Here is a 25,030-nt window from a genome sequence, read left to right as displayed (position 1 = left end):
GCGTTAGAACCCCACATCGATGGACGTCCAGAAGCTGCGGCTGGGCGGGAAGGGGGCCACGTCGATGTTGCGGGCGATGGGCTGGTTGCCGAAGTTGCTGACCTCCGGATCCAGGCCCGAGTAGCTGGTGAAGGTGAGCAGGTTGCGGCCGCTGATGCTCAGCCGCGCCGACTTCACCTTGGGGATGCGGGTGACCCACGCCTCCGGCAGCTGGTAGCTGAACGTCACCTCGCGCAGCTTCACGAAGGTGGCGTCCTCGATGTAGGGCAGGATGTTCTTGCCGCTGTCCCACGCCTCGTACCGCTCCTTGCCGCCCGAGCTGTAGTCCGGCGAGTTCTTGGTGTCGTCGAACAGCAGGCGCGTCAGGTTGACGACGTCGCTGCCCTGCTGCCAGTCCACCAGGAACGAGAGGCTGAAGCTGTTGTAGCGCAGCGTGTTGGCGAACCCCATGCGGAAGTCCGGCTCCGTGTCGCCCACCTTGCGCTCCACCACGTTGCCATCCGCGTCCTTCACGTTGCCGACGATCTGCGTGGCGGACTGGCCCTCCTGGATGCGGAAGGCGCCCAGGCTGGTGCCGAAGCCGCCGGCCAGGAACGAGGGCCCCGGCAGGCTCGTCACCTTGCTGCGGTTGAGGGCGAAGGTGGTGTTGGAGGTCCACTCGAAGGCCGTGGTGGTGATGGGCCGCACCTGCACCATCAGCTCCACGCCGCGGTTGCGCAGCGCGCCGCCGTTGACGTACTGCGTGACGTAGCCCGTGGAGGGCGCCGGCACCGGCTTGAGGAGCAGATCGCTGATGTTGCGCTGGTAGACGGTGAGCTCCGTCACCAGGTTGCCGCCCAGGAAGATGGCGTCCAGGCCCAGCTCCACCTCGCGCTGCCGCTCGGGCTTGATGTTGGGGTCGCCCGCGATGCCGGTGGTGATGAGGCCCGCGTTGCCCTCGATGTTGCTCTTGGCCTGCAGCTCGGTGAACTTCTGGCTGTAGAGCGGCTGGTTGCCCGTCTCGCCGTACGCCGCGCGCACCTTGAACTCGTCCACCGTCGGGTGGAAGGAGGGGATGCGGTAGGCGGTGGCCAGCTTCGGGTAGAAGAACAGCGCGTTGGGGTTGCCGTTGTTGCTGCTCTGCTCGCCGCGCAGCGCGCCGATGAGCGTGAGCCGCTCGTCCAGGAGGATCATCTCCTCCTGCACGTAGTAGCCGCGGTCACGCACCAGCTCCAGGCGCTGGCGCAGGTTGACGTCGGTGCCCGCGTCCACGTTGGGCTGACCGGCCACCAGGTTCTGGCTCACCACGTACACCGAGTCCAGCGAGCGCTCCTCGAGCTGCAGGCCCACGGAGGTGTTGGAGCTCAGGCCCGCGCCCGCGGGCTTGTAGTTGTACACCGCGTTCACCCCGCCGTTGATGTTGCGCGACTGGGTGGTGCCGTACAGCGAGGTGCCCAGCGCGCCGTCGGCCGACTCGAAGTGCAGCTCGGGCGGGAACAGCAGGGTGTTCTCCTGCTGGAACCGGTCCAGGCCGACGTTGCCCAGGATGCGCAGCTCGCTGTCGGCGTCCTTGTAGGCGTTGATGGTGACGTCGCCGGCGGCGATGACGCGCCACACGTCCTCGTCATTCTTCGCCAGGGCGGCGGTCTGCAGCGGGTTGGAGCCGTTCTTGATGAAGGGGTTGGCCGGGAAGAGGCCCGACTCGTCCGCGCGCAGGTCCACGAAGCTGGGCGTGGGCGTCAGCGCCATGTAATAGGTGATGAGCGTGTTGTCGTTGTTGGTGATGCCGCGCTGGCCCAGCGAGTGGACGACGTTGGCCGAGGCGTTGACGTCCACCAGCTCTCCGAGCTTCTGCCCCACGTTGAGGCGGAAGGACTGCTTCTCGTAGCCGGTGTTGGCGATGATGCCCTCGTCGTTCTTGATTTGAGCCGAGCCGAAGTAGCGCGTGTTGCCGGAGGCGCCGCTCACGCTGGCCACCGTCTCCGTGGAGAGCTCCCGCCGGCCCGCCAGCTGCCCCTCGTGGTCGTACGTGACTCCGGGGGTGTAGTACTGGGCGGCGTCCGCGCCGAAGCGCTCGATGACTTCGTCCACCGAGCCGTACTGCCGCGTGCCCAGCGTCCTGGACAGCGTGTAGACGCCGAAGCGCTGGGAGATGTCCACCTTGGGCTCGTCCCCGGCGCGGCCCCGCTTGGTGTTGATGATGATGACGCCGTTGCTGGCCTTGGAGCCGTAGATGGCGGCGGCGGAGGCGCCCTTGAGGATCTCGATGCTCTCGATGTCGTTGGGGTTGATGTCCGCGATGCGGTTGACCTGGTTGTCCTGGGTGGGGTCCGGGTTGGAGCCGCCGGTGGACTTGGTCACCGCGAAGACGCCGGAGGCCACCGCCACGTCGCTGACGAGCACGCCGTCAATCACGTAGAGCGGCGCCGACTGGCCGTAGATGGTGGACACGCCGCGCAGCCGCATCTGCAGGCCGCCGCCCGGCGCGCCCGAGTTGGACTGGATGTTGGCGCCGGCCACCTTGCCCTGCAGCGCCTGGTCCACGGTGGCGGCCGGAGCGCGGTTGACCTCCTCGGCCTTCACGGTGGCCACGGAGTTGGCCAGGTTCTTGCGGGCCACCTCGCTGGCGCGACCGACGACGACCAGCTCCTCGGTGAAGCTGGGCTCCAGGGGGATGTTCACGCTCTGCTGGGTGGACGGCACCAGCACGTCGCGCTGCTTGTAGTCCTGGCTGGAGATGTCGAGGACCACCGTGTCCTGGGGAATCTCCAGGGTGAAGTAGCCCTTCACGTCCGTCTCCACGCCCTTCGTGGTGCCCTTGATGATGACGCGCACCAGCGGCACGGGCTCACCGGACTGCTTGTCGAAGGTCCGGCCGCGGAGCATGCGCATGCCGGGGCCGGCCTTGCCGGTCGCCGGAGGCGGAGGCGTTGGGGTGGCGGCCGCGGCAGCCTCGGTGGAAGCGGGCGGAGTGGGCGCGGCCTCGGCGGGGGCCGCGGCGGCAGGAGACTCAGGAGCGGGCGTGGTGGCGGCAGGCGTCTGGGGCGCCTGATCCGTCGTCGTCGCTTCCTGAGCAGGGGCCTCGGTCGCGAGGAGCGCGAGCGCGCACCCCGAAATCAACACCCGTTTCATCATTCGGTGTCTACCTCGTCACGGATTGGATGGATGAACGCTCTCTGGAGGGTTGGAGCGTTCAGGACTGAATCGTCCGTGGGGACGACGCATGGAGTCAATGGTGCCGGGACCGAAAATCCACCCTGTCAGGAAGGACGCGGGGGGACAGGCTGCCCAGGTGGGGTACTTGGGAGGCCGACGATCGCTCCCGCGAGAGGGGTGTGGTTGGATGGCGGGAGATGCATTTTTCCAAGCCCACTGCTCTGCTCGTCGCGCTGCTCCTGCCTGCCCTCGCCCTCGGCTTCTAGGGGAAGAAGACCGATGAGGAGCGACTGAAGGACACGCGAGATTCACTCGAGTGCCCATCGCCGTGGCGTGGGAGCACCTGAAGCGCAGCGGCCTGCTGGAGGCCCTGGGCGAGCTGGAGTGGGTGAGGTCCCCAAGCCTGACACAGCCAAGGCCCAGCGGAAGGAGCGAAGCCCTCAGCGGCTCCGCAGGAGCTGTCGCTCCCGCACGGAGAGGCCTACGTTGGCGAGGCGCTCCAGCCAGCCCTGGGCGCCCGGCTCCGAGAGTCCGTGCAGGAGCAGCTCGTAGGTTCGAGCCGTTCCCGGCGCTGGAGGCAGGGAGCGTCCGAAGACACACGAGAAGCTGCCGGGGTGGCCCGCCAGATAGTTGTAGTTGCCGTTGACGGCCCACTCCACGGTCCACACCGTCGGGTCTTCCGGCAGGAGCGCCGCCACCTGCTCGGCGGAGCCTGACTCGAAGCGGCACTCCCTCACGAGCTCCGCCTGCGAGCGGTGGACTTCATAGAGCTCCCGGCCAGGCCCACCCCGGCGCGTGACGAGCAGGCCGTGCACATCCCCCTCCTCCAGCAGCCTGTCCCGCTTCGGCGCGTCCGGCAGAGGCTCGTAGGGCTTGTCGACGGCGCCCGGGTACACATCCGCCAGCCGGGGCAGGGGAGCCCCTGGCCGCAGCTCGCAGAGCCACCGCTCGGAGGCGCCCGAGGCGCGCAGGCCGATGGGGCCCAGGAAGGTGACGGGCAGCGGACGGCCCTCACCCGAGATGCTCAGCGCGAAGGAGAACTGCTGGGGCGAGAGCCCCGTCAGCAGCACCTCCGCGCCGGGGATGACATCGGCGTGGCGGACGATGCTGACCGTGGGCTTGCGGCTGGGGAACTTGCGCCACTTCTTCGGCACGGTGGGAGGACAGCACCACTCCAGCTCCGGGGCCCAGAACTTCTGGATGATCTCCTCGATGCGGCTCCACGTGTCGCTGTCCGCATCGATGCGGAAGGAGGTGAGCCCGAGCTTCGTCCCCGTGCAGCGCAGGGACCAGCCCTCGGGGGCCTTCACCTGCAGGCGCGGATCCGTGCCGGGCGCGAGGGGCCGCGCCAGGCGCACCTCCCATCCCCGCGGCGTCCAGATGGAGACATCCCACTCCATGGGAGGCACCGTGGAGGAGCGCTCGGGGGAGGAGCGCACCGGGGTGTCTCGCAGGGAGGAGGGCTCACCGAACTCGCGCAGGAGGTACTCCACGAAGGTGGGGACGTCGGCGAGTGGGAGCACGTCCGGAAGTGGGGCCATGGTCTCCTTCCTTCAGCAACGCGCGAAGCGTACAGAGGAGGACTGACAAGAAATCCGGACTACCCCGGCGGCCAGCAGACCCGCTTGAATCCTCGTGCTTAGACTCAGCGCAGAGAGGTCACCCGATGAAACTGTCTCGAGCCAGCCTTCCCGTCGTTCTCGCGGGGTTCCTGTCCGCGGGCTTCCTCCTCCACGCCTCGGCCGCCGAGCCCGCCAAGCCGAAGAGCGGCCAGGCGTCCAAGGACAAGACCGCCAACGGCAAGATGCCCGGCCTGGCCACGCCGGATTACATCCCCGAGGCGGCACGCCCCATCCTGCGCAAGAAGATGGAGCGCCACGGGCAGGATGCCCGGGATCTCATGTTTAGTGTGACGTTGCTGCAATACGACATGGCCAAGGCCGCCGCGCAGCGCATCGCGTCGGAGCCGCGGCTCGTGCGGCCCATCGTCGGCGGCGAGGATGACCTCAATGCCCTGCTGCCCGAGCGGTTCTTCGTGCTCCAGGACGAGGCCCGCACCCGCGCCCAGACCTTGTCGATCGCCGCCGAGAAGAAGGACGACAAGGCGCTCGCCGAGAGTTACGGGCGTCTCGTTGAGACATGTGTCGCCTGTCATTCCGCGTACCTGAACCGTCAGTGAGCAGGCGCACGACCCTCCAGGATGTCTCGCATGCCCGAGCGGGGTAGAATGGGGCCTGTCCCCCCCCTCTCCTGGAGGCGTCCTCCTGCTTACCGCCGACATCCAAGAGTCCAACACCCAGTTTCATGGCGCCTGGCGCCACTTCGCAGTTCACAGCCCGCACGGAGAGGTGGTCGAAACACCCGAGGTGTACATCGCCTCCGCGAATGTGCCCTGGGGCATCATGAACGCGGCGTTCCTCCCCAACCCCGTCGAGACCGAGGTCGCGCTGGAGCGCTCCGCGGCCGCCGCCATCCGGTACTTCGCGCCCCGGAAGAACGGGTGGATGTACGTCGTGTGCGAGGACTGGCTGTCGCCCGGCCTGCGTCCGAAGGCGGCCGCGCTGCTCGAGGCGCAGGGCCTCAAGCAGCTCATGAGCACCACGGGCATGGTGGCCGAGCACCTCAAGACGCCCACCCGGGAGCTGCCCTCCATCGAGGTGCGCCACGCCACCGACACCGAGGCCTTGGGCCACATCGCGGACATCAACGCGGTGGCCTACGCCTCGCCGCTGGAGGTGGCGCGCCAGTCCGTCGTGGTGCCCGCCCTCTTCCAGGGAAACAGCCGGGGCTACGTGGGCTATGTGGATGGGAAGGCCGTGTCGGTGGCGGCCGTCGTCCGCGTCCAGGATGTCGCCTACGTGGGGTATGTGGCCACGCTCGCGGACCAGCGCAGGCGCGGCTACGCCGAGGCCGTCATGCGCCAGGGCCTCGCGGATGCTCGCCGCGTGTGGGGCCTGGAGCGCACGGTGCTGCACGCCACGGAGGCGGGGCACCCCGTCTACCTGCGCATGGGCTACCGGGACGTGACGCGCTTCGCCTTCTACATGCCCGTCGGCCCCGGGCACTGAGCGGCGCGGCTCAGCGCAGCAGCCGCTCGAAGGTGAAGACTCGCAGCGCCAGCAGCACCACCACCGCCGTGCCCGCGAGGAACGCTCCCGCGAGCACGGCGGCCGAGAGCGCCTCTCCGGGCACCAGCACTACCGCCGCGAAGCTCCCCACGATGAAGGGGGCGAGCACCACCCCGTTGAGGTTGCTCGCGGTGCGGATGTCTCGCGCCAGCAGGCTGACCAGCAGGGCGGTGCTCGAGGAGAAGGCCAGCGCGCCCACCACCATCACCAGCAGCGCCAGCACGTAGCCTGGCGAGCCCAGCCCTCGCGCCAGCAGCAGTCCGGCGTCCACGGCCACCAGCCCCAGGCACACCGGCGCGGCGAGGGCCAGGATGGCCAGGAGCTTGGCCTGGAGGATGTGCGTCACCCGCACCGGCAGCGCCACGAGCAGCTCCAGCGTGCGGGACTCCCGCTCGGACAGCAGCGTGTAGCTCGCCGTCAGCGCCGGGGTGAGCAGTCCCCCCATCGCCAGCAGCGGCGTGAGCAGCAGGCGCATGATGGCCACCGGGTCCTTCCCCGTGGCCAGCAGGCCCGGTGGGAGCGAGACCTCGGGAGGGATGTTCAGCTCCTTCATCCGGTCCGGGTGGGCCGCGAGGATCTGCGCCAGCGGGATGACGAGCATCAGCAGCACCGGGAGCACGAGCGCCGTCAGCATCGCCCCGGGGTTGCGCAGCAGTTGGCGCAGCTCCTTGCGCAGCAGCAGCCTCACCTCACGTGCGAGCATGGGGCCCTCCGAGCTCGCGTGCTCCCACGACGTCCAGGAAGAGCTGCTCGAGGCTGGGCGTGACGGCCCGGCACTCGTAGACGTCGACTCCCGCGGCGAGCAGCCGCCGCAGCAGCTCCGGAGCCTGGGTGGTGGGCTCGGGCGTGGGGACGAGCACCCCGTCCTCCTCGCGTCGCCCGGAGGTTCCCAGCCGCGCGAGCGCTTCCAGGAGCCGCTCCGGGCCCTGGGCCGCTCGCAGCACCACCATCGAGGGCACGCGCTGGCGCAGGGCGGAGATGCGCTCGTGGAGCACCACGCGCCCCTGTCGGAGGATGATGGCGCTGTCGCACAGGGCCTCAGCCTCGGCCAGGTTGTGCGTGCACAGCAGCACCGTGCGGCCCGGCATCACCCGGCGCAGGAAGGCGTGCACGTCGCGCATGGCGACGGGATCCAGGCCGACGGTGGGCTCGTCCAGCAGCAGCACCTCCGGCGAGCCCAGCAGCGCGGCCGCCAGGCACAGTCGGCGCTGCGTTCCTCCGGACAGCTCCGCCATGGGACGGTGGGTGTAGGGGCCCAGGCCGAAGCCCTCCACGACTTCGGCGATGTCTCCGCGGCCGTGGAGCTCGCGGGCCAGCTGGAGGTACTGCTCCACGGTGAAGTCCCGGTACATCCCCGGCAGCTGGGGGACGATGCCCACGCGCCGCCGTGCCTGGAGGAAGGCCTCGTTGTCCGCTCCCAGGCCGAACAGCCGGACCTGCCCGTACGAGGGGCTGAGCGCGCCTGTCAGCAGGCGGATGAGCGTGGTCTTCCCCGCGCCGTTGGGGCCGAGCAGGCACGCCCGCTCACCGGGCGCGATGCGGAAGCTCACGCCATCCAGCGCCCGCACCTTCCCCGGGTAGTCCTTGATGACATTGGTGACTTCCAGAGGAGGGCCGGCCCATTCCGCCATCCCCCGGAGCTAACCAGGAAACGAGGCCGGCTCAAACCCATGGCCTTGCCGTCGCCGTGGCACAGCCGCTGGAGCCCGCGCGAAGAGCTGTAGCCCCTCCCGGTGGATGGCTCTAGGGTGCGGCCCGTACGGGGAGACCCATGCTGGATACACGCGCCTCCATCCAGGCTCTGCTCGGCCACTTCGAGTTCTCATCAGGTCGGGCCCTGGTGAAGATCTCCATGAGCCTGCTGGTGGCGGGGCTGGTGGCCTATCTCCCGGCATACGCGGACCTGTCATCGCCGGGGCGGCATGCCCTGTTCATCCTCCTGGTGGCCGCGGGGCTGTGGCTCACCGAGGCCATGGCCGCGTTCGCGGTGGCGCTCGTCGTCATCGCCCTGGAGATCCTGCTGCTGGGGCGACTGGGGCGAGGCGCCGGCCAGGAGGAGGCCTGGCTGATGTTCCTGCGCCCCTGGGCCAGCCCCATCATCTGGCTCTTCCTGGGCGGCTTCGCCCTGGCGCGCGCCGCCTCTCGCACGGGGCTGGACCGAGCCATGGCGGAGCGGGTGCTGGACTGGTCGCGCGGGCACCCCGGGCGCACGTTGGTGGGCACCATGGCGCTCACCTTCACCCTGTCCATGTTCATGTCCAACACGGCCACCACCGCGATGATGCTGGCCACGGTGGGCCCGCTGGTGGCCGGGGCGCAGCACGGCACGCCCTTCGCGCGGGCGCTGCTGCTGGGCATCCCGGTGTCCGCCAACCTGGGGGGCATGGGCACGCTCATCGGCAGCCCGCCCAACGCCATCGCCGCCGCGGCGCTGGAGGTGTCCCGGCCCCTGAGCTTCTCCACGTGGATGGTGGCGGCGCTCCCGCCGGCGCTGCTGCTCATCGGCGCGGTGTGGCTCCTGCTGCGGCGCCTCCACCCGCACGACACCGGCAAGGTGGAGCTGGCGCCCGCGGCTCCTCACCCGGAGCACCCGGTGCGGCTCCCGCGCTGGAAGGCATGGCTGGTGGTGGGCGTCTTCTTCCTCACCGTCGGGCTGTGGATGACGGGTGAGCTGCATGGCATCCCCCTGCCCGTGGTCTCCTTCCTGCCCGTCACCCTGTTCGCCGCGGCGGGTGTGCTGGAGGATCGCGATGTGCGCGGCTTCCAGTGGGATGTGCTGCTGCTGGTGGCGGGGGGGCTGTCGCTGGGCGTGGCGGTGTCCGAGACGGGGCTGGCGCGCTGGCTGGTGGGCTTCGTGCCGGTGGACACGCTGGGCAGGCTGACGCTGGCGCTGATGCTGGCCTACCTGGCCTCCATCCTCTCCAACTTCATGAGCAACACCGCGGCCGCCAACATCCTGGTGCCCCTGGGCGCGGCGCTCGGCGGCGAGGTGGATCCGAGCGTGGTGGTGCCCATCGCCCTGAGCGCCTCGGCGGCCATGTGCCTGCCCATCTCCACGCCTCCCAACGCGCTGGTCTTCGCCACCGGGCAGGTGCCCGCGCGCGCCTTCCTGCGCCCCGGCCTGCTGGTGGGGCTGCTGGCTCCGCCCCTGGCGGTGCTCTGGGCCAGCGTGGTGCTCTGAGGCGTACAGGTCCCTCTCCAACGTTTCGAGGAGGGCCACGCGTTGACGCCCTCCTCGTGGACCGGGCCCCTGCGCGTCGGCCGGACGGGTCGCCAACTGGTATGACAAGAAGACCTCAGCGTCGGCGGGAGCGCGTCCGCCGCGTCCGAGCTGACGGGGAGCGAGCGGGCTTCGTCGGCGCTGACTCCTCCCGGAGGGCCCAGGGCTCGAAGAGGCGGACGAACGGGCTGCCGTAGTGCTGGTACGCCGCCCATGTCCTCGTCCCGGAGGAGGTGGTGGCGATCTCCCGCCGCGCCGCCTGCATCGCGCGGTACATCGGTAGCATCGGAGCCCGCTCGTACTCGCCATTCTTGCGCCGCAGCCCCAGCAGCCCGCCGTAGAGCGTGAGCGCGAACTGCCGCGCGGCGAAGTCGTCCACCGGCCACGCCGTGCACACGAAGTTGGACACGCCTCGCTCGAAGAAGGACTCGGCGAAGGTGGGCGCCAGGTCCACCGAGCGCAGCTCGGAGCGGTCCGGCGTCTTGCCCGACTCGCACGCGTTCGAGAAGACGAAGGATGGCACCCGGTCCAGTCGCCGCAGCTCGTTGGCCGTCATGCGCTCGCCCCGGCTGAACAGCCAGCCCGAGCTGGTCTTGTCCGCCTCGTCGTACACGCAGTGCCCCGCGTAGTGGAGCACGTCATAGGGCTCCGTCCGCATCAGCAGGTGGCGCAGCACGTTGGTCCGCGTCGCGTCGTGTGGCCCGAACAGCTTCACCACCTCCACGCGGTTGGGGCCCTGCGAGTACACCCGGTTGAAGCTCTCGAACAGCTCCGCCACCTCCAGCCCCTCCTGCTCGGCCCCTGGCAGGCGGTTGTCCTCGGCGGGGTCCGCCACCACCAGCACCCGCAGCACGCGCCGGGGCGGAGGTGGTGGCTCGGGCGGTGGAGCGAAGGTGGTGCGCAGCTGGCGCGTCAGCCCTCGGCTCGTCCCCAGGAAGAGGTCCAGCGCCGCCTCCTGGTGGTCCTCCAGCTCCCGCGCGGGCACCTCCGCGTCCGACTGCGCGATGGCCTCCCAGTGGATTCGCGCCGTCGCCGAGTCCAGCATCAGCACCACCGGGTTCTCCCGGTGCCGGTAGAACTCCGAGCGCAGCTCCGCGGGCACCAGCAGCTTCTCCAGGAACTGCCCGTGGTAGACCTGCTTCACCGGCTTCCACTCGGCGGCCAGCTCGTCGTTGGCCTGCATCACCAGCACCGGATCGATGGGCACCACCCGCTCGGGGATGGCGGCGTCCTCGGTGATGGCGCCGAACCGGTAGCGCTTGTGCTCCAGCCCCAGCGTCACCCGCGTGGGAATGGGGTTGCGCTCGGCGTGTGGACGCTGACGCGTCTCGCGTGGCGGCTTCAGCTCGCGGTCCAGCTCCTCCTCCGGCAGCTCCTCGAAGTCCAGCTCGAGGCGCGGGTCCATGCGCAGCCGCGCCGCTTCGGCCCGCAGCGCCGCCTGGAGCTCCTTGGCCCTGTCCCCGTTTACCTCCACGAAGGTGATGCGCCGCAGCAGCGCGGTGTCCGAGCCGGACGTCACCTGCTGCACCCCGCGGATCCACGCGCGCACCGCCTCCGCCACCGAGAGGTTGCCCTCGCCGGTGCCGATCAGCACCGTGGCCAGGTGCTTCTTGCCCATCCGGCTGAGCGACCAGAACAGCTCTCGCACGGTGACGGTCAGCTCCGGCATGCCGAAGCGGCCCGGCACGCCCATGCCGGCCAGGACGATGAGCCGCCCCGGCGAGCGCGGGTCATCCACGAAGAAGGGCTGCCCGAGCTCGCCTCGGAGCACGCCGCGCTCCGAGTACTGCGTCAGCAGCAGGTCCGATTCCTCGAGCTCCTCCTTGACGATGCCCCGCTGCGACAACAGGGCCCGGCTGATCTCCTCGTCCAGCGCCCGCTCCGCCCGCTGGGGCACGACACCCAGGTAGTGGCCCACGGAGATGGCATCCACGGGGATGCTCCGCGTCCCGTCGAAGGCCTGGAGGTATGCGAGCGCCACGCGCAACTCCACCCGCACCCGCCGCGGCGCGGGCCCCGTGGGTCGCGGCTCCGGGAGGAGGGTGTGCGTGGAGCCGAGCAGCGTGCCGGCGAGCAGCTCCTTCAGGCGCACCTCGTCCCGCGTCAGGTAGGGCGGCGCCGTGCCTCGAGTGGTTCGCGCCTGGAGCTGCTGCGCCAGGTGCTCCAGCTCCAGGTCCCCCTCCGCGTGCTGCTGCTCCAGCTCCCGCCGCGCGCTCGGGTCATCCTTCTTCGGCCCGCGCACCTGGACCGGTGACGTCCGCGGGAGCTGCTCGGTGGTGCCCTTGGAGAGCAGCTCCTCCATCGCGCCCAGCACCCGCCCATCGAGCGACAGCGCCGCGTGGGCCGAGTCCACGTACCAGGTGGGCACCCCCTCCAGCAGGCCCAGCGAGTGCGGCACGCGGCCATCCCCCGCGCGCGTCACCGTGTACGCGCTGGAGGACCGGAGCTGATCGGCGCGGGTGAGGCCGTGCAGGGTGGGCCGGTTGTAGCCGGCGACGTAGAGCATCCGCTGGGGGTCCACCACGCTCGCCAGCCGCTCGTGGTGCGCCCGGGCCTCGTCCAGTCGCGCCTGGGAGATGCGCAGGTCCCCGTAGGTGTCCGCATGGTAGAGCGGCTCCAAGTCCTTCATCACCAGGGGCGAGGGCAGCATCTGGAAGGTGCCCACGAAGGTGTTGAGGATGGACAGCAGCTCCGTCGTCGAGTGCTTCAGGTCCAGCCGCGCCAGCCAGCGGACGATGGACTCCAGGCCGGTGATGACCTGCAGCGCCGCGAACGAGCCATGGTTGGGCGTGCCCAGCATGACGAGCCGGCCTCCCAGCGCGCCCGGCCGGCCACGGTCCCGGTCCCACATCGAGCTCCAGCGCAGGGGATAGGCCTGGATGAAGGTGCGCGCCACCAGCCCGCCCATCGAGTGACACACGAAGTGCACGGGCGCGTTCTCGGGGAACCACACGCGCATCCGCGCCTCGAGCTCGGCGGCCGACTCCAGCAAGTCCCTGCGCCAGTCGAACCAGAACGTCTGCACGTTCCAGTTCTCCGAGAGCGAGAGGACGAGCTCTCCATAGAAGAGCTTGAGGATGCCCGAGGCGCGCACGTCGAACTCGGGCCGGCCCTTGTCGTCCATGCGCAGGTGGCCGAGCCGCCCGGCCACCAGGCGCAGCGGGTTGACCCAGATGCCGTCCACATCGCTGCCCGAGTACTCGGACAGCTCGCTGCCCATGATGCCGGGCATGACGACGACGTTGCCGCGGGGCGCCCGGGCTCCTCGCGCGGCACCGGCGCGGCGGATGGCCATCGTGTGGAGCCGCTCGAAGCGCGCGTCCCCGAAGTACGCCCGGAGCGCGCGCTCCTCATCCCGGCTGGGACGGGACAGCAGCGCGGCGAACAGGTCGGGCTCCGCGGCCTCGACGCGGGCGATGAAGGCTCTCTCGTCCATGGGCGGTGGCATGGGCGAGAGCGTACACACAACCCGTGACAGCAGGATCGCCTCCGAGGGCAACCCGCTGCCTGTCCAACAGCGGCGCTCCGCCGCGCTGCGCCAAGTTCAGCGCGGCGAGGCGGGGGCTCAGCTCGCGGCGCCCTCGACGTAGCGGCGCTTGTGGTCGCGAATCTCCGCGAGCCGGAACGTGCCCGCGGCGGGAGCGAGGGCCTCCGGAGCGTCGTACGGCAGGTTCATGATGCGCTCGTACTCCTGGACGGAGACGCGCTCGCGACCGGCCAGCACCGCTTCCATGTCCGCCTGGGCCATGCGCCAGGCGGCCTTCTCGCCCACCACGCCGGAGAAGAACTCCGAGGCGCAGCCGCTGCCGTAGGAGAGCAGGCCGATGCGCTGGCCGCTCAGGGCGGCGCTCTCCTTGTGCAGCAGCCCCGCCAGCGCCAGGTACAGCGAGGCGGTGTACACGTTGCCGATGCGCGCGTTGAGCGTCAGCGAGGAGGCCACCTGCGCCTCGTAGCTGGCGGCGGACTTCGCCAGCTCCTCGCGGGCCTCGGGGGTGGCGGCGGGCGAGTTCGGCGCGTCCTCCAGGTCACACAGCCGCAGCTGCGTGTGCGCCTTGCGCGCCATCTTGCAGAAGGGCACGTGGTAGAGGATGCGAGCGAGCTGATCGCCCGGCAGCGTGGAGCCCCAGCGCACCACCTCGCGCGTCAGCGCGTTCTGGCGCCAGGCGCGGTACGCGCCCGAGAGCGCATCCAGGTAGCACTGGATGGAGTAGTGCCCGTCCACCACCGCCTCGCGCCGGCCGAGCGGACGCCAGAAGTCGTACACGTCCATGCTGCACGAGCCGTTGAGCCCCACGTCCAGCGCGAGCAGGTCCGGCTGCTCGGAGACGAGCAGCGCCACCGCGCCGGCGCCCTGGGTGGGCTCGCCCGCCGTGTTCAGCCCGTAGCGGGCGATGTCCGAGCACACCACGATGGCCGAGCGCCCCGCCGCCGCGCCCGAGGCGATCCACTCCGAGGCCGCCATCAGCCCCGCGGTGCCGCCGTAGCACGCGTGCTGGGTGTCATAGACGCGCATCGTCCGAGGCAGCTTCAGCAGCCCCTGGACGTGCGAGGCCACCGGCTTGGAGTGGTCCACGCCCGTCTCGGTGCCCACCACCAGCATGCCGATGCGGGCCGGGTCCACCTGGTGGGTGCGCAGCAGCCGGGCCGCCGCCGTGGCCGCCAGCGACACCGAGTCCTCGCCCGGATCCGCCACGGCCATCTCCCGAGCGCCCAGGCCCGCGGTGTACTTGGCGGGATCCACCCCGCGAGCCCGTGCCAGGTCCTCGATGTCCACGTAGCGGCGGGGGACGGCGATGGCCAGCGCTTCGATTCCGACGTGTCTCTTCATGGATGGAGCTTTCGAGTGGGGGAGGGCGGTTATTCACTGTAGCGTGGGAGGAATCAGGACGAGCCGGCCGGCCACTTCACGGTTCTCCAGCCGGAAGTGCGCGCGGCCCGCCTCCTCCAGGGGGACGGACTCCGAGACGAAGGGGCGCACGGTGCCCGAGGCCGTCAGCTGCAGCGCCTCGTCCAGCTCCTCGCGCGTGGTGGCGTAGGCGCCGATGATCTCCAGCTCCTTGACGATGACCAGGCCGGGGTTGAGGCCCACCGTGCCCGTCTCCAGGTTGCCCACCACCACCAGTCGTCCGCCCGGGGCCATGCACTTGAGCGTCTGCTCGAAGGTGACGCTGCCGACGATCTCGATGGCCACGTTGACGCCCTCGCCGGCGGTGCGCTTGCGCACCTCGGAGGCGAAGTCCAGCCCGCGAGAGATGATGACCTCATCCGCGCCCGCCTTGTGCAGGGCCTCGGCCTTGGCCTCGCCGGAGGTGACGGCGATGACGCGCGCGCCATCCGCCTTGGCGAGCTGCACCGAGGACAGGCCCACGCCGCCGCTGGCGCCGGTGATGAGCACCGTCTCTCCGGCGCGCACCTTCCCGCGCGTGCGCACCGTGTGCACCGCAGTGCCGGTGGTGCAGCAGACGGTGGCGGCCTCGGCCCAGGGCATGTCCTTGGGCACCCGGCCCAGCCCGGCCACCGGAGCCACCAGGTACTGCGCGTAGCCGCCGGGCAGCTCCTCGCCGAAGAAGCGATTGTCCTTGCGGCACAGGCTGTTGCGCCCGCTCTTGCACAGGGCGCACTCGCCGCACGAGAGCCGCTGGAGCGTGGCCGCCCGGTCGCCCACCTTCCATCCCGGCGTGTCCGGGCCTACCTCCACCACCTCGCCCGCGGCCTCGTGGCCGAGGATGGCAGGCACGTGGGTGCGCGGCAGGTTGCCGCGCCGGTTGATGACGTCGTGGTAGCAGACGCCGCAGGCGTGCACCTGGAGGAGCACCTCGCCACGCCCCGGCCGAGGCATGGGGACACTCTCGAGGCGCAGGTTGCTGGCGGCGCCAAACTCTCGAAGAACGACGGCCTTCATGTGATGGATGACTCCCTGGCTGGCGGATGTGACGTTTCAGGCCCCCACGAGCTGGTCGCGGAGGTTGCGAGGATCGACGGCTCGGATGGCCGCCAGCGTGGCGGCATCCGGCGGAGGCGTGGTGGGGACGGGCTCCTCCACCGAGAGCGCGAAGCCGGTGCGCTCACGCAGGGTGTCCAGGTCCGTCCACGGGTGGAGGGAGAGGAGCCGGGCGCCCTCGCTCCCGAGCTCGAAGACGCCGAGATCCGAGATGAGCCGCACGGGCCTGCGCGGATCCTGCGTGGTGGCCACCTGCACCTCGGGCACCAGGTTGCGGCGCGACTGTCGCGGCACCACCAGCACCGGCCGGCGCACCCACTGCCGCAGCGTGGCCGCGCCCGCCACTCCCGGGAACTTGTTGCGAGGCCGCTCCAGGCTGCCGGAGGCCGTCATGTTCGTCCGGCCCCTCGAGTCCACCTCCGCCGCTCCGAAGAAGACCGTGTCCACGCGTCCGCGCCGGGCATGGTCGAACAGGTCCGGGATGGTGATCTCCGCCGAGCGGCCCCGCAGGTAGCCCAGGTCCTCGGAGGAGGGGAGCAGCTCGGGCAGCTCGGGGTCCAGCGAGCCCACGCAGGCCAGGTACGTCAGGTCGGGCGCATGCGTGGCGCGCGCCACGGCGATCGCGAGGATGGCCAGCGGCGAGGCGACGCCCGTGGCCACCACGGCCCCGTCGTCGATCTCCCGAGCCAGCAGGGCCACCACGGACTCCGCGGGAGTGGCGGACGAACCCGGGCTCATGCCGCCCTCCGGGACGCCAGCAGCGAGTGCAGGAACTCCGCCTCGCGGCCGGCCTCCGCCAGCGCCAGGTAGCGCGAGAGCATCGCGTCATCGTGCGGGTACAGCCCCACGCAGCCGGTCGGGAGCGCGCCGCCGGGCGCCAGCGAGACGCTCTCCACCTGGAAGCCCGGCACGGTGACGCGCGAGAGCCGGGGTACGCGCTCCTCGGCGGTGGCCACCACCCGCCGCGCCGCGCCGACGACGAGCAGGTCCGTGGTCGGATCCTCGATGAAGAGGTTGCCGCGCTCGTCCGCGGCGCGTGCGTGCACCAGCGCCACATCCGGATGGAAGGCGGGCTCCACGGGCACCAGCTGCCCGGAGAACGGATCCACCACCTTGCGCGGCGGCTCGGCGTCGGCCAGCTCGGACACGTCCGTGTCCGGCGCGGGGATGAAGGGCAGCCCCATGGAGGCGGCCCGCAGCCGCTGGACGACGCGGTAGCCGTCATGCTCGCGCCAGACGATGGTGCCCTGCTCGATGGCCCGCTTGAGGCAGGGCATGGGGCGCACGCGGCCCTCCAGGTTCAGCGCGCCGAAGGGCAGCTCCACGTGCGCCAGGCACCCGCCCGCGACGAGGAACTCGGCGGGCAGCGGGTTGGGCAGCGAGATGAGCTTCAGGCCCCGCCGGCCCTGGGCGATCAGCTCCAGCACCAGCGCCATGGGCGCGCGGCCGAGCATGAAGCCTCCGGTGGCCAGCCACGCCTCGTCCGGGATGGACGCCACCGCCTCCTGGAGGGGGCGCCAGCGCCCCGGCTTCATGACTTCTCTCCCGCCGCGGTCGGAGGCACCAGCGCGAGCACCGGCGCGGCGGTCGACTCGCCCGAGGCGCTGCCCGGGGCCGCCAGCCCCGCGAAGAACAGATCCAGCATCCCGGAGATGATCTGATCCTCCGTGAGCCGCCCATCCGGCTTGAACCACTTGTAGACCCACAGCACCATGCCCAGGAACGAGAAGGCCACGATGGTGGGATCGATCGGGCGCATGCGGCCCTGGCGCACCGCCTCGCTGAACGTCGCCTCGATGAAGCGCACGTACTGCTTCTTGCGCCGGTCGATGTACTCGCGCGCCTCGCCGGTGAGCGTGGCGTGCTCGTGGAGGATGATGATGACCTCCTTGTTCGCCCCGCGCGTCACCAGCTCGATGTTGCGCCGCATGCAGTCGCGCAGCCGCTCCACCGGATCCGCGATGTCCGCCACCTTCGCGAGGACCTGCCCCTCGAACAGGTCCATGCCGTAGCCCATGATGGCCGACAGCAGCTGCTCCTTGTTCTGGATGTAGTGGTAGAGCCCCGCCTTCGTCAGCCGGCACGCGTCGGCAATCTCCTGCATGGAGGTGCCCTCGTAGCCGCGCTCGCAGATGAGGCGGGCCGCCGTCTCCAGGATGGCCCGGTAGCGCTCTCCGTCGTCTGGCCTTCGCGGTGTCACCTTTTGCTCTCCTTCCAACAGGTTGCGGCTCGTAACCGACTACCTACCGACCGGTCGGTAACACGAAAGGCCGCGGGAGGGCAACGGCTTTGATGCGCCGCACAACGGGGTTCAGCGCACGTGGTTGCGGGAGTCGAGCACCTGGAGCCGCTCGAGCGTGCGCACCAGCCGGTCCACGTCACAGAGCACCACGTAGTGCTCGGCGACGGACTCCAGGTGCTCACGCGCCTCGGGCCTCAGGTCCATCCGCTCGTAGACGGTGGCCAGCCGCTCGTGGACGTCGGTCCTCTTGGGCTCGAGCTTCAGCACGTGCTTCCAGAGGGACGCAGCTTTGAGGGGCATCCCGTCGCGCTCGTGGAGCTCCGCCTTCTCGAGCAGATCCGTCACCGTGGGTCGTTGCCTGCCGCGCAAGAAGTCCTCCGAGCGCCTGATCAGATCAGGAGTGCCTCTCTCGCACAAGCCTCCGGGTAGTTGCGAGGCGCACATGTAGGAGGGGACGAAAATGCAGGAAGGAAAGGTGAGAAAAGTAGGTGGAATTCTGACTGTCAGACGGGTTGTTCAAAGTGCGCATCTCGAAATGACGGCCCGTATGGGCTGTCGCTCAAAGGTGTCGAACCAGCAGTCCGCCGGTTAGCGGCGGCGCGTGCTTCCGGACAAGCAAACCCCTCCAAGGTGCTCGGAGTGCGCGCCGCCGTTTCTTTTGAGCTTCTCGAGAGCCTCTGCCTTGATTGCGGGAGTTTGCGCGAGACTGGCGCCTGCCAGGCCGCCGAGCGGCCGTCTTCATGACTGCCCCAAGGACTCTCCATGAGCCCGCTGTCTCCCCGGCCGCGCGCCGTCGTGCTGGCTGTTGCCCTGCTGCCGCTGTGCGTGGTGGCGGCCCCGCTGCGGCTGGAGCTGGCGCGGTGTGAGAGCGCCATCACGGACCTGCCCGGGCTGACCACGAAGGTGCTGGAGGAGCGCGTCACCCACGGGCTCACGCAGGTGACGAGGCTCGAGCCGCAGAAGGCGGTGCTGGTGCCCGCCGGCGCGCTCGAGGGCGCGGACCTGCGGGTGGAGGCGAGCCTGGAGCGCAAGGGGGACAGGTTCCGCCTCGTCTTCGAGCTCCAGACGAAGCAGACGCCGCAGCTGTCCAAGCGGCTCGCCTACGAGTTCAAGAATCCGCAGCTGGGTGAGCGCGGAGTGATGGTGATGGCGGGCGAGCTCGTCGCCGAGGCCGTGGAGCTGGAGGAGCGGCGGAAGATCCAGGCCAGGGCGCCCCCGGCGGTGGTGGCCGAGCCCGCGGCCGTGGGAACGGATCGGGCGGGCAGTGCCGCTCCGGTGCCCGGGCCTCCGCAGCCGGTGCCGAGCACGACGCTCGAGGACGAGGGGGACGGCGACGAGGGGGATGCGCCGAGGGCCTCGGGCAGGAGGACGCGGCTGGACGTGGGGCTGGGCGCGGGGGTCAACACGCCGTCGGGTGTCTTCGGGGTGGAGCTGGAGTTCCGGCCCATCCAGTGGCTCGGCTTCCAGGTGGCGGGCGGCACGGGGGAGTGGGGCTATCGCGTCAGCCCGCTGCTGCGGGTGTACCCGCTGGGGCGCGGGCGCTTCAGCCCGTTCCTGGAAGGTGGCGCCAGCTTCAACCTGGGCAACGAGGCGACCGTCACGGACAGCGACGGAGCCGCGCGGACGTTGGAGCTGCTCTTCACGCCGGTGGCTGTCGTCAGCGTGGGAGTGCGAGGCACGCTGGGCCAGCATGCCTTCTTCACGCCTCGGGTGGGCTGGGGACGGCGGCTGCGCCAGGGCAACATCCGGGCGTCCGACGGAGGAGCCATCGATCCGAACGCCGAGCTCGTGAGCGACCTGGAGCAACAGGAGGGGCTGCTCTTCGGGCTCAGCGCGGGAGTCTCCTTCATGTGAAGGAGCCCGCCCCCATGCGAGCGGGCGGGCTCCCCATGGCCGTGCCGTCAGTTCTGGATGCGGACGGGGATGCTCGTCACCGTCATCTGGCCCGCGGTGTCGTAGATGCGGGCGCTGAGGGTGTAGTCCCCGTTGATGAAGTTGAGCGTGTTGAAGTTGATGCTGTACGGCGCGACGCCATCCCAGATGATGTAGTGGCTGCCGAGGTAGAAGGTCACCCGGTCCACGCCGTTGTCATCCTGGGCATTGACGGCGAGGTTCACCGTGCCGCTCAGCACGGCGCCGGAGGCCGGCGAGGTGAACGCGCCGGTGGGCAGCGGGTCGTTGTGGACGCTCACCGTCACCTGGCTCTGGCTCATGTGGCCGGCCGCGTCGTAGGCCCGGACCGTGAGCACATGGCTGCCATTGGCGGCGCCGAGCGTGTTCCAGCCGAGCTCGTAGGGAGCGCTCGAGACGGCGCCCAGCAGGACACCATCCGCGAGGAACTCCACGGAAGTCACTCCCACCTGGTCGCTCGCGGAGGCCGAGAGGGTGGCGGTGCCGGAGAGCACGGCTCCAGAGCTGGGCGCCGTGAGGGCCACCGAGGGCGCGTTGTTGTCCACGATGACGGTGACGGGAGCCGAGGTGGTCGACTGCTCCGCGGCATCCACGGCTCGGGCGGTGAGGGAATAGGTGCCGTCGGGCACGAGCGTGGTGTTCCAGTTCAGGCCGTAGGGCGGCAGCGGGTCGTAGCCGAGGTAGTCATTGCCCGCGTAGAAGAGGACACGCTTCAGGCCGGAGTCATCCGAGGCCTCGGCGGAGAGCGCCGCGGTGCCACCCAGCACGGCGCCCGGAGCGGTGAGGGTGACCTGGGGCGCGGAGTCGCCCAGGCGGAACACGAGATCATCCCGATCCGTGTAGCCGCTGGCGACGCAGGCTCCCGCGGTGGACTTGTAGCGCATCACGCCCCGGATGGCCTGCAGGTCCGCGCCCGCGGTGAGCACGAAGCTCGTCGAGAGCACCTGGGCATCGCGCTGCGAGGGCTGGAGCGTCGTCAGCAGCGTCCACTGCGGAGCGCTCGCGTCCGTGGCGTAGTAGAGATCCAGGTAGTCGTTGGAGAAGACGCCGTAGGCCCAGATGGTGGCCTCCACGATGACGCGCTTGCCGGGCAGGAAGGGCCCGCCGTCCTCGGTGGAGATGCGCAGCCCGTCCAGGGACTCGTCCACGTGGTAGGTGCCGCTGATCCCATCCGCGCAGGAGGAGAACAGGGTGTTGGGAGCGTTGGCCTCGGGCCCCTTCGGGCCGCGCCCGTCGATCAGCGTGCCGGTATCGCAGGCAACACCCGTGCTCCGGCAGGCGGGAGCCTTGAACTCCGCGTCGTACAGGGCCATGCCCCGCAGGTTGGTGGCAGTGACGAGCGCCTGGGAGGAATCCTCCGCGATGAGCGAGGACTCAGGGTCCGCCTCCATTCCGCAGCCAGCGAGCGCCAGTCCAGCCAGGGCGCTGATGACACACTTCGAGAAGGTGTGAGTCATGAAATGTCTCGTTTCTTGTTGAGTGAGAGGGCTGACGGCGCCGCGCCTTCCAGCGCTGTCAGTGAAAGCAGTTCTACACGGTGGGGCTGACATTTTCTGGTGAGTCTTCACAGCTTTCCGGCCCTCGGAGTGCTGGGGGAAAACCCAGCCTGGGGAGTAGTAGGGGGAAAACCCGATGAAAGGGGCGGCTTGGGCTACGTTCGGGCCGAAGCACGCTCAACGAAGTCCAACATGGGCAGGGGAGGCAGCGTCATGGCGGAGCGCAGGGTGCAGTCCAACGGGATCGACCTGTGGACGGAGAGCTTTGGTGACCCCGGAGCCCCGCCGATCCTGCTGGTCATGGGCGCGTCCGCGCAGGCCCTGGGCTGGCCCGAGGAGTTCATCGAGCTGCTCGTCGCGGGTGGGCGCTACGTCATCCGCTATGACCACCGGGACACCGGTCAGTCGACCTGCTTCGACTTCCAGAAGAACCCATACACGCTGGTGGACCTCGCCGAGGACGCGGTGGGCGTGCTGGATGCGTATGGCATCGCCAGGGCCCACCTGGTGGGCGCCTCGATGGGAGGGATGATCTGCCAGCTGCTGAGCATCCTCCACCCGGAGCGCGTGCTCACCCTCACCTCGATGGTGTCCACGCCCCTGCGCCCCGATGTCCAGGAGTCCTTCATGCAGGCCTTCATGGGGCAGCCTTCCACCGGGTCGCTGCCACCGCCCGCCCCGCGCGCGATCGAGCTGTATCAGTCCCTGGCAGCCAGCCCGCCGACCACTCGCGAGGAAGCCATCGAGGTCCAGCTGAAGATCCTCCGGATGATGTCCGGCAGCGTGGCGCCCTTCGAAGAGCAGGAGTTCCGACGCAGGGTGGAGCGGATGTTCGACCGCGCGCGCGACATGGCCGCCTCGAACAACCACGGGCTCGTGCCGTCCCCCACGCGCGAGCATGCCGAGGCGCTCAGGCGCCTGCGCGTGCCGACCCTCGTCATCCATGGGACGGATGATCCGATGTTCCCTCTCGAGCATGGATTTGCCACCGCCGAGGCCATCCCTGGCGCGAAGCTGCTCTTGCTGGAGGGGATGGGCCATGAGATTGCCCGCCCGCTGCACGGGGCGATGGCGAAGGCCATCCTCGAGCACACCGGCTCGCGCGCCTGAGCCGTCACGGCGCGCGACTTCTCCCCGCCGCCCTCCCACAGCGCCTGGGCCAGCGGGAACTGGACCCGCGCGCGCTTCGCCACGGACGCGGTGGCCAAGGCCCACGCGTCGCCCATGGTGGCCAGCGAGAGGGCAACGTCCGGGTGCTTCGGGCCAGCACCTTCAGCCGCACGGACTGGGAGCGCTCACCCAGCTGCCGGGCTTCCTCGTATCTGTCCATGGCCACCAGCAGGTTCCCGAGGTTCTCGAGCATCGTGGCCACGCGCGGGTGATCGGCTCCGAGCTTCTTCTCTCGCAGCCGCAGCGCCCGGGAATACATGCGATGAGACTTCTCGTACCGTCCCAGCTCCTTGAGGGCGAGCCCCAGGTTGCTGAGAGAGAAGGCCATGTCTGGATGCTCGGGGCCCAGCGCCTTCCGCCGGAGGGCCAGCGCGGCCTCGAACTCTCCAAGGGCGTCCTCATACCTCCCCAGCTTGTACAGCGCACCGCCGAGGCTGGTGGACGCGGAGGCACGGAGCCGGTCGTTATCCGCCAGCTCCACGAGCTGCTCCAGCGTGGGCCGCAGCGACAGCGCCTCCTGAGGCGTAGGCCTCCAACCCCTTCAGCACCCGCTCCGCCGTTTCAGTCGCCTACGGCAGGCCGGTGGCCACCAGCGCCTGCCGCACCTGCTCCGGCCGCTCGGCTTCGCTCATGGACTTCTCCCGACTTCGCACCGCCTCCACGGGCCCTGCTGACGACGCGTGGGGGAATACTAGCGGATCCATGATCCGGGACCTGGCCGCTCGGTAGCCGTCTTCTGGCTCGCCTGCGTCGAGCTCGCGGTGGCAGCTCTTCCAGGAAGACCGTCACGTGCCGGCTCCGTCACTTTCGCGTGAAGCGAAAATTTTCGCCCTGACCACTTGCACTGAGAGTCTTTGCTATGTCATATAAGCGGGGTTTTCCAGCTAGTCGGGATGATGATCAAGCAGCCCTTACGCTGTCATTGGAAGGAAACAGTCATCATGGCATGGAATCCCCCCCGTAGGTTTCGCCTCCCCATGGTCCTGCTCGCTCTGGGCTTCACCCAGGCGGGGTGTCAGAAGGAAGGCACTCCCGAGAATGGGAGCAGCCAGACGCAGCTGCTCACCTCGACCTCCCTGCTGCGCGCCGACGTGGACCACGTCCGCCAGCTGGCGGCCAGGAGCGCTACGGGCTCCATCCAGCTCGACCTGGCGGATGACGCGCAGTACCGCTTCCTGCGGGCCCGCGTCTCCGCCTCGGGGAAGACGCCGGACAAGTTCCCCCAGTTCTTCTCGATGATCGACTCCATCCGGCAGCGGCATCTGGCGCGCAAGAAGGGCGTGGCCATGATGGCCGGCGAGCCCAACCAGCCGAAGGATCACCTCATCGGCAGCGTGCTGGTGAGCGCGGACGGGAAGTCCTTCGAGGCCTCTGCCTTCTCCACCATCCAGAACGGGTCTGACTACAGCTTCCTCGACGTGATTGTCTGGAATGAGAACCAGAGCGAGCAGCTGTCCGACTACGGCTGGGGCGAGGTGTATGGCGATGGGCGCAAGCTCTGGGCCCAGGCCAAGGGACCGCTTCCCACCCGGCTGGCGCTGGCGGACAGCCTGTACGTCGACTCCGCGAGCATCGTCTCCGTGGATGGTCAGGAGGAAGCCGTCTTCACGGGCATCACCACCCTGGCGGCTCCTGGCTGCAACATCATCCACCCCCAGGATCTCGCTCCGAATCCGAAGGATGGCATCGTCACCATCTGCCTGGACAGAAACTATGGCGATTGTGACTACCCGCTGGTTGGCCGCCGCCAGGTGCAGATTCCGCTCCAGGGCTCTATGACGTTCGGTTTCCCCGTGCTGAGCATCAACAAGGCCGCCAGCTACGCCAAGCTGGTGGAGGAGGGCGGTGGCCCGCACGAGATGACCTTCGGCTCGTTCGCCGACTACCTCCAGATCGATCCCACGAACCCGGCTCGGGTCACCTGGTCCATCCCGCAGCACCTGGGCGTCTTCGATGGCGTCCTCTTCACGCGCTATCAGGACGTGGATCTCTTCCTCTCCATCAGCGTGGAGCTGAACCGCAACAACCGCGTCGTCAAGCAGACGGCAGCCCTCGCCTCGACTCCCTCGCTCAGCTCGTCCGCGTCGATGACGTGCCTGCCGAAGATCCAGACCGTGTGGAGCTGCCTGGCGGAGGGCACCCAGATCGAGATGGCTGACGGCAAGACGGCGCCCGTCGAGAGCATCACGAAGGGGACCCACGTCGTGACGGACAACGCAGGGGTCGCGCTGAACGTGGTGGACACCTCGGTGGGAATCGAGCGCATCCCCATGGTTCGCCTCGAGGATGACGCGGGGCACGATCTGCTGCTCACCGCGAGCCACCCGGTGGTGACGCCGGATCGCGGCGTGGTGTGGGCCGAGGAGCTGAGCGCGGGCCAGAAGGTGCTCACCGACTCCGGCGTCTCCACGCTCGTGAAGGCGGGCCGCGAGATGTACCACGGCACGGTGTACAACCTGAAGCTCGACACGAGCAAGCTCACCTACAGCCGCTACCCGAAGGGCAGCACGATGTATGCCAATGGCTTCCTCGTGGGAGACCTGGCCATGCAGCGTGCGTATGAGTTCAAGAACAGCCCGGACTACACGGCGCAGGTGTTCGCCAGGCTGCCGGCTCATTGGCGCAATGACTACCAGAACAGCCTCGAGCAGGGCTCGCTGACCGCCCGTCGCTGATGCGCTGTGTGCGGGAGGGGCGCCATTGGCTGCCTTGGGGCAGTGGCTGGCTCCTCCCGCGCTGCATGTCGCTCACGGGGCATGCCGCGCGTGGGCGGCTGGAGCGCTGGGG

At 69.7% G+C, this 25,030-nt stretch carries 20 protein-coding genes; 6 read left to right on the top strand and 14 right to left on the bottom strand.

What is annotated here, in order from left to right; all coding sequences use genetic code 11:
- Positions 1-3 precede the first annotated feature (3 nt).
- Positions 4-3,114, bottom strand: a complete 3,111-nt coding sequence (locus KY572_RS01095) for a SusC/RagA family TonB-linked outer membrane protein (protein WP_224240251.1) — start codon at positions 3,112-3,114, stop codon at positions 4-6.
- A gap of 461 nt (positions 3,115-3,575) precedes the next feature.
- Positions 3,576-4,676: a hypothetical protein gene (locus KY572_RS01090; protein WP_224240250.1), complete on the bottom strand. Its 1,101-nt coding sequence runs from the start codon at positions 4,674-4,676 to the stop codon at positions 3,576-3,578.
- A gap of 125 nt (positions 4,677-4,801) precedes the next feature.
- Between KY572_RS01090 and KY572_RS01085 the strand changes: the two genes are divergently transcribed.
- Both KY572_RS01085 and KY572_RS01080 read left to right on the top strand, forming a co-directional pair.
- Complete coding sequence (locus KY572_RS01085; RefSeq protein WP_224240249.1) at positions 4,802-5,314, top strand: cytochrome c; 513 nt, start codon at positions 4,802-4,804, stop codon at positions 5,312-5,314.
- Positions 5,315-5,483: 169 nt separating this feature from the next.
- Positions 5,484-6,203 (top strand): GNAT family N-acetyltransferase, encoded by a 720-nt coding sequence (locus tag KY572_RS01080; RefSeq protein ID WP_224240248.1) that lies wholly within the window; start codon positions 5,484-5,486, stop codon positions 6,201-6,203.
- A gap of 10 nt (positions 6,204-6,213) precedes the next feature.
- On the opposite strand, the gene KY572_RS01075 is transcribed toward KY572_RS01080, so the two are convergent.
- Positions 6,214-6,966 carry an ABC transporter permease gene (locus KY572_RS01075; protein WP_224240247.1) on the bottom strand — a complete coding sequence of 251 codons (753 nt, stop codon included), beginning with the start codon at positions 6,964-6,966 and terminating at the stop codon, positions 6,214-6,216.
- Entirely contained in the window at positions 6,953-7,894 is a 942-nt protein-coding gene (locus KY572_RS01070) for an ABC transporter ATP-binding protein (protein WP_224240246.1), read from the bottom strand. Before KY572_RS01070 ends, KY572_RS01075 begins: the two co-directional genes overlap by 14 nt.
- Before the next feature lie 140 nt (positions 7,895-8,034).
- Between KY572_RS01070 and KY572_RS01065 the strand changes: the two genes are divergently transcribed.
- Positions 8,035-9,444: an SLC13 family permease gene (locus KY572_RS01065; protein WP_224240245.1), complete on the top strand. Its 1,410-nt coding sequence runs from the start codon at positions 8,035-8,037 to the stop codon at positions 9,442-9,444.
- A 115-nt stretch (positions 9,445-9,559) separates the two neighbouring features.
- Here KY572_RS01065 and KY572_RS01060 read toward each other — a convergent pair whose 3' ends face one another.
- The 7 genes from KY572_RS01060 to KY572_RS01030 all read right to left on the bottom strand — a co-directional run bounded on the left by KY572_RS01060 (position 9,560) and on the right by KY572_RS01030 (position 18,035).
- Positions 9,560-12,931 carry a CHAT domain-containing protein gene (locus KY572_RS01060; protein WP_224240244.1) on the bottom strand — a complete coding sequence of 1,124 codons (3,372 nt, stop codon included), beginning with the start codon at positions 12,929-12,931 and terminating at the stop codon, positions 9,560-9,562.
- A 117-nt stretch (positions 12,932-13,048) separates the two neighbouring features.
- Complete coding sequence (locus KY572_RS01055; RefSeq protein WP_224240243.1) at positions 13,049-14,311, bottom strand: hydroxymethylglutaryl-CoA synthase family protein; 1,263 nt, start codon at positions 14,309-14,311, stop codon at positions 13,049-13,051.
- A 33-nt stretch (positions 14,312-14,344) separates the two neighbouring features.
- Positions 14,345-15,385, bottom strand: coding sequence for an alcohol dehydrogenase catalytic domain-containing protein (locus KY572_RS01050; protein ID WP_224240242.1), 1,041 nt, complete (start codon positions 15,383-15,385; stop codon positions 14,345-14,347).
- Positions 15,386-15,421: 36 nt separating this feature from the next.
- Entirely contained in the window at positions 15,422-16,162 is a 741-nt protein-coding gene (locus KY572_RS01045; RefSeq protein WP_224240241.1) for a CoA-transferase subunit beta, read from the bottom strand.
- Positions 16,159-16,959, bottom strand: a complete 801-nt coding sequence (locus KY572_RS01040; protein ID WP_224240240.1) for a CoA transferase subunit A — start codon at positions 16,957-16,959, stop codon at positions 16,159-16,161. The genes KY572_RS01045 and KY572_RS01040 overlap by 4 nt, the downstream gene beginning before the upstream one ends.
- Entirely contained in the window at positions 16,956-17,624 is a 669-nt protein-coding gene (locus KY572_RS01035; RefSeq protein ID WP_224240239.1) for a TetR/AcrR family transcriptional regulator, read from the bottom strand. The genes KY572_RS01040 and KY572_RS01035 overlap by 4 nt, the downstream gene beginning before the upstream one ends.
- A 111-nt stretch (positions 17,625-17,735) precedes the next feature.
- Positions 17,736-18,035, bottom strand: a complete 300-nt coding sequence (locus tag KY572_RS01030) for a tetratricopeptide repeat protein (protein WP_224240238.1) — start codon at positions 18,033-18,035, stop codon at positions 17,736-17,738.
- A 393-nt stretch (positions 18,036-18,428) separates the two neighbouring features.
- Between KY572_RS01030 and KY572_RS01025 the strand changes: the two genes are divergently transcribed.
- A complete protein-coding gene (locus tag KY572_RS01025; RefSeq protein WP_224240237.1) occupies positions 18,429-19,520 on the top strand; it encodes a hypothetical protein in 1,092 nt (363 codons plus the stop codon).
- Positions 19,521-19,567: 47 nt separating this feature from the next.
- Here KY572_RS01025 and KY572_RS01020 read toward each other — a convergent pair whose 3' ends face one another.
- Positions 19,568-21,034 carry an Ig-like domain-containing protein gene (locus KY572_RS01020; protein ID WP_224240236.1) on the bottom strand — a complete coding sequence of 489 codons (1,467 nt, stop codon included), beginning with the start codon at positions 21,032-21,034 and terminating at the stop codon, positions 19,568-19,570.
- A gap of 252 nt (positions 21,035-21,286) precedes the next feature.
- On the opposite strand from KY572_RS01020, the gene KY572_RS01015 reads away from it, so the two are divergent.
- Positions 21,287-22,183 (top strand): alpha/beta fold hydrolase, encoded by an 897-nt coding sequence (locus KY572_RS01015; RefSeq protein ID WP_224240235.1) that lies wholly within the window; start codon positions 21,287-21,289, stop codon positions 22,181-22,183.
- Positions 22,184-22,187: 4 nt separating this feature from the next.
- Here the strand turns inward: KY572_RS01015 and KY572_RS01010 are convergent, their stop codons facing one another.
- Both KY572_RS01010 and KY572_RS46930 read right to left on the bottom strand, forming a co-directional pair.
- Positions 22,188-22,724 carry a tetratricopeptide repeat protein gene (locus KY572_RS01010; protein ID WP_224240234.1) on the bottom strand — a complete coding sequence of 179 codons (537 nt, stop codon included), beginning with the start codon at positions 22,722-22,724 and terminating at the stop codon, positions 22,188-22,190.
- A gap of 88 nt (positions 22,725-22,812) precedes the next feature.
- The gene (locus tag KY572_RS46930) at positions 22,813-22,947 is read right to left on the bottom strand and encodes a hypothetical protein (protein ID WP_263451269.1); all 135 of its coding nucleotides are present in this window, start codon (positions 22,945-22,947) and stop codon (positions 22,813-22,815) included.
- 273 nt (positions 22,948-23,220) lie between these two features.
- On the opposite strand from KY572_RS46930, the gene KY572_RS01005 reads away from it, so the two are divergent.
- Positions 23,221-24,918 carry a Hint domain-containing protein gene (locus tag KY572_RS01005; RefSeq protein WP_224240233.1) on the top strand — a complete coding sequence of 566 codons (1,698 nt, stop codon included), beginning with the start codon at positions 23,221-23,223 and terminating at the stop codon, positions 24,916-24,918.
- The last annotated feature ends 112 nt before the right edge of the window (positions 24,919-25,030 follow it).

This window comes from Hyalangium gracile (assembly GCF_020103725.1).
GTDB classification, from domain to species: domain Bacteria; phylum Myxococcota; class Myxococcia; order Myxococcales; family Myxococcaceae; genus Hyalangium; species Hyalangium gracile.
Note: the sequence above shows the minus strand (reverse complement) of the source record. Positions and strands in the feature narration are given on the sequence as shown.

Bases quoted from the DNA above. Each gene is read 5' to 3' on its own strand.
- KY572_RS01095 (WP_224240251.1), bottom strand. From the start codon at position 3,114: ATGATGAAACGGGTGTTGATTTCGGGGTGCGCGCTCGCGCTCCTCGCG.
- KY572_RS01090 (WP_224240250.1), bottom strand. From the start codon at position 4,676: ATGGCCCCACTTCCGGACGTGCTCCCACTCGCCGACGTCCCCACCTTC.
- KY572_RS01085 (WP_224240249.1), top strand. From the start codon at position 4,802: ATGAAACTGTCTCGAGCCAGCCTTCCCGTCGTTCTCGCGGGGTTCCTG.
- KY572_RS01075 (WP_224240247.1), bottom strand. From the start codon at position 6,966: ATGCTCGCACGTGAGGTGAGGCTGCTGCTGCGCAAGGAGCTGCGCCAA.
- KY572_RS01070 (WP_224240246.1), bottom strand. From the start codon at position 7,894: ATGGCGGAATGGGCCGGCCCTCCTCTGGAAGTCACCAATGTCATCAAG.
- KY572_RS01065 (WP_224240245.1), top strand. From the start codon at position 8,035: ATGCTGGATACACGCGCCTCCATCCAGGCTCTGCTCGGCCACTTCGAG.
- KY572_RS01060 (WP_224240244.1), bottom strand. From the start codon at position 12,931: ATGCCACCGCCCATGGACGAGAGAGCCTTCATCGCCCGCGTCGAGGCC.
- KY572_RS01055 (WP_224240243.1), bottom strand. From the start codon at position 14,311: ATGAAGAGACACGTCGGAATCGAAGCGCTGGCCATCGCCGTCCCCCGC.
- KY572_RS01050 (WP_224240242.1), bottom strand. From the start codon at position 15,385: ATGAAGGCCGTCGTTCTTCGAGAGTTTGGCGCCGCCAGCAACCTGCGC.
- KY572_RS01045 (WP_224240241.1), bottom strand. From the start codon at position 16,162: ATGAGCCCGGGTTCGTCCGCCACTCCCGCGGAGTCCGTGGTGGCCCTG.
- KY572_RS01040 (WP_224240240.1), bottom strand. From the start codon at position 16,959: ATGAAGCCGGGGCGCTGGCGCCCCCTCCAGGAGGCGGTGGCGTCCATC.
- KY572_RS01025 (WP_224240237.1), top strand. From the start codon at position 18,429: ATGAGCCCGCTGTCTCCCCGGCCGCGCGCCGTCGTGCTGGCTGTTGCC.
- KY572_RS01020 (WP_224240236.1), bottom strand. From the start codon at position 21,034: ATGACTCACACCTTCTCGAAGTGTGTCATCAGCGCCCTGGCTGGACTG.
- KY572_RS01015 (WP_224240235.1), top strand. From the start codon at position 21,287: ATGGCGGAGCGCAGGGTGCAGTCCAACGGGATCGACCTGTGGACGGAG.
- KY572_RS46930 (WP_263451269.1), bottom strand. From the start codon at position 22,947: ATGGATCCGCTAGTATTCCCCCACGCGTCGTCAGCAGGGCCCGTGGAG.
- KY572_RS01005 (WP_224240233.1), top strand. From the start codon at position 23,221: ATGGTCCTGCTCGCTCTGGGCTTCACCCAGGCGGGGTGTCAGAAGGAA.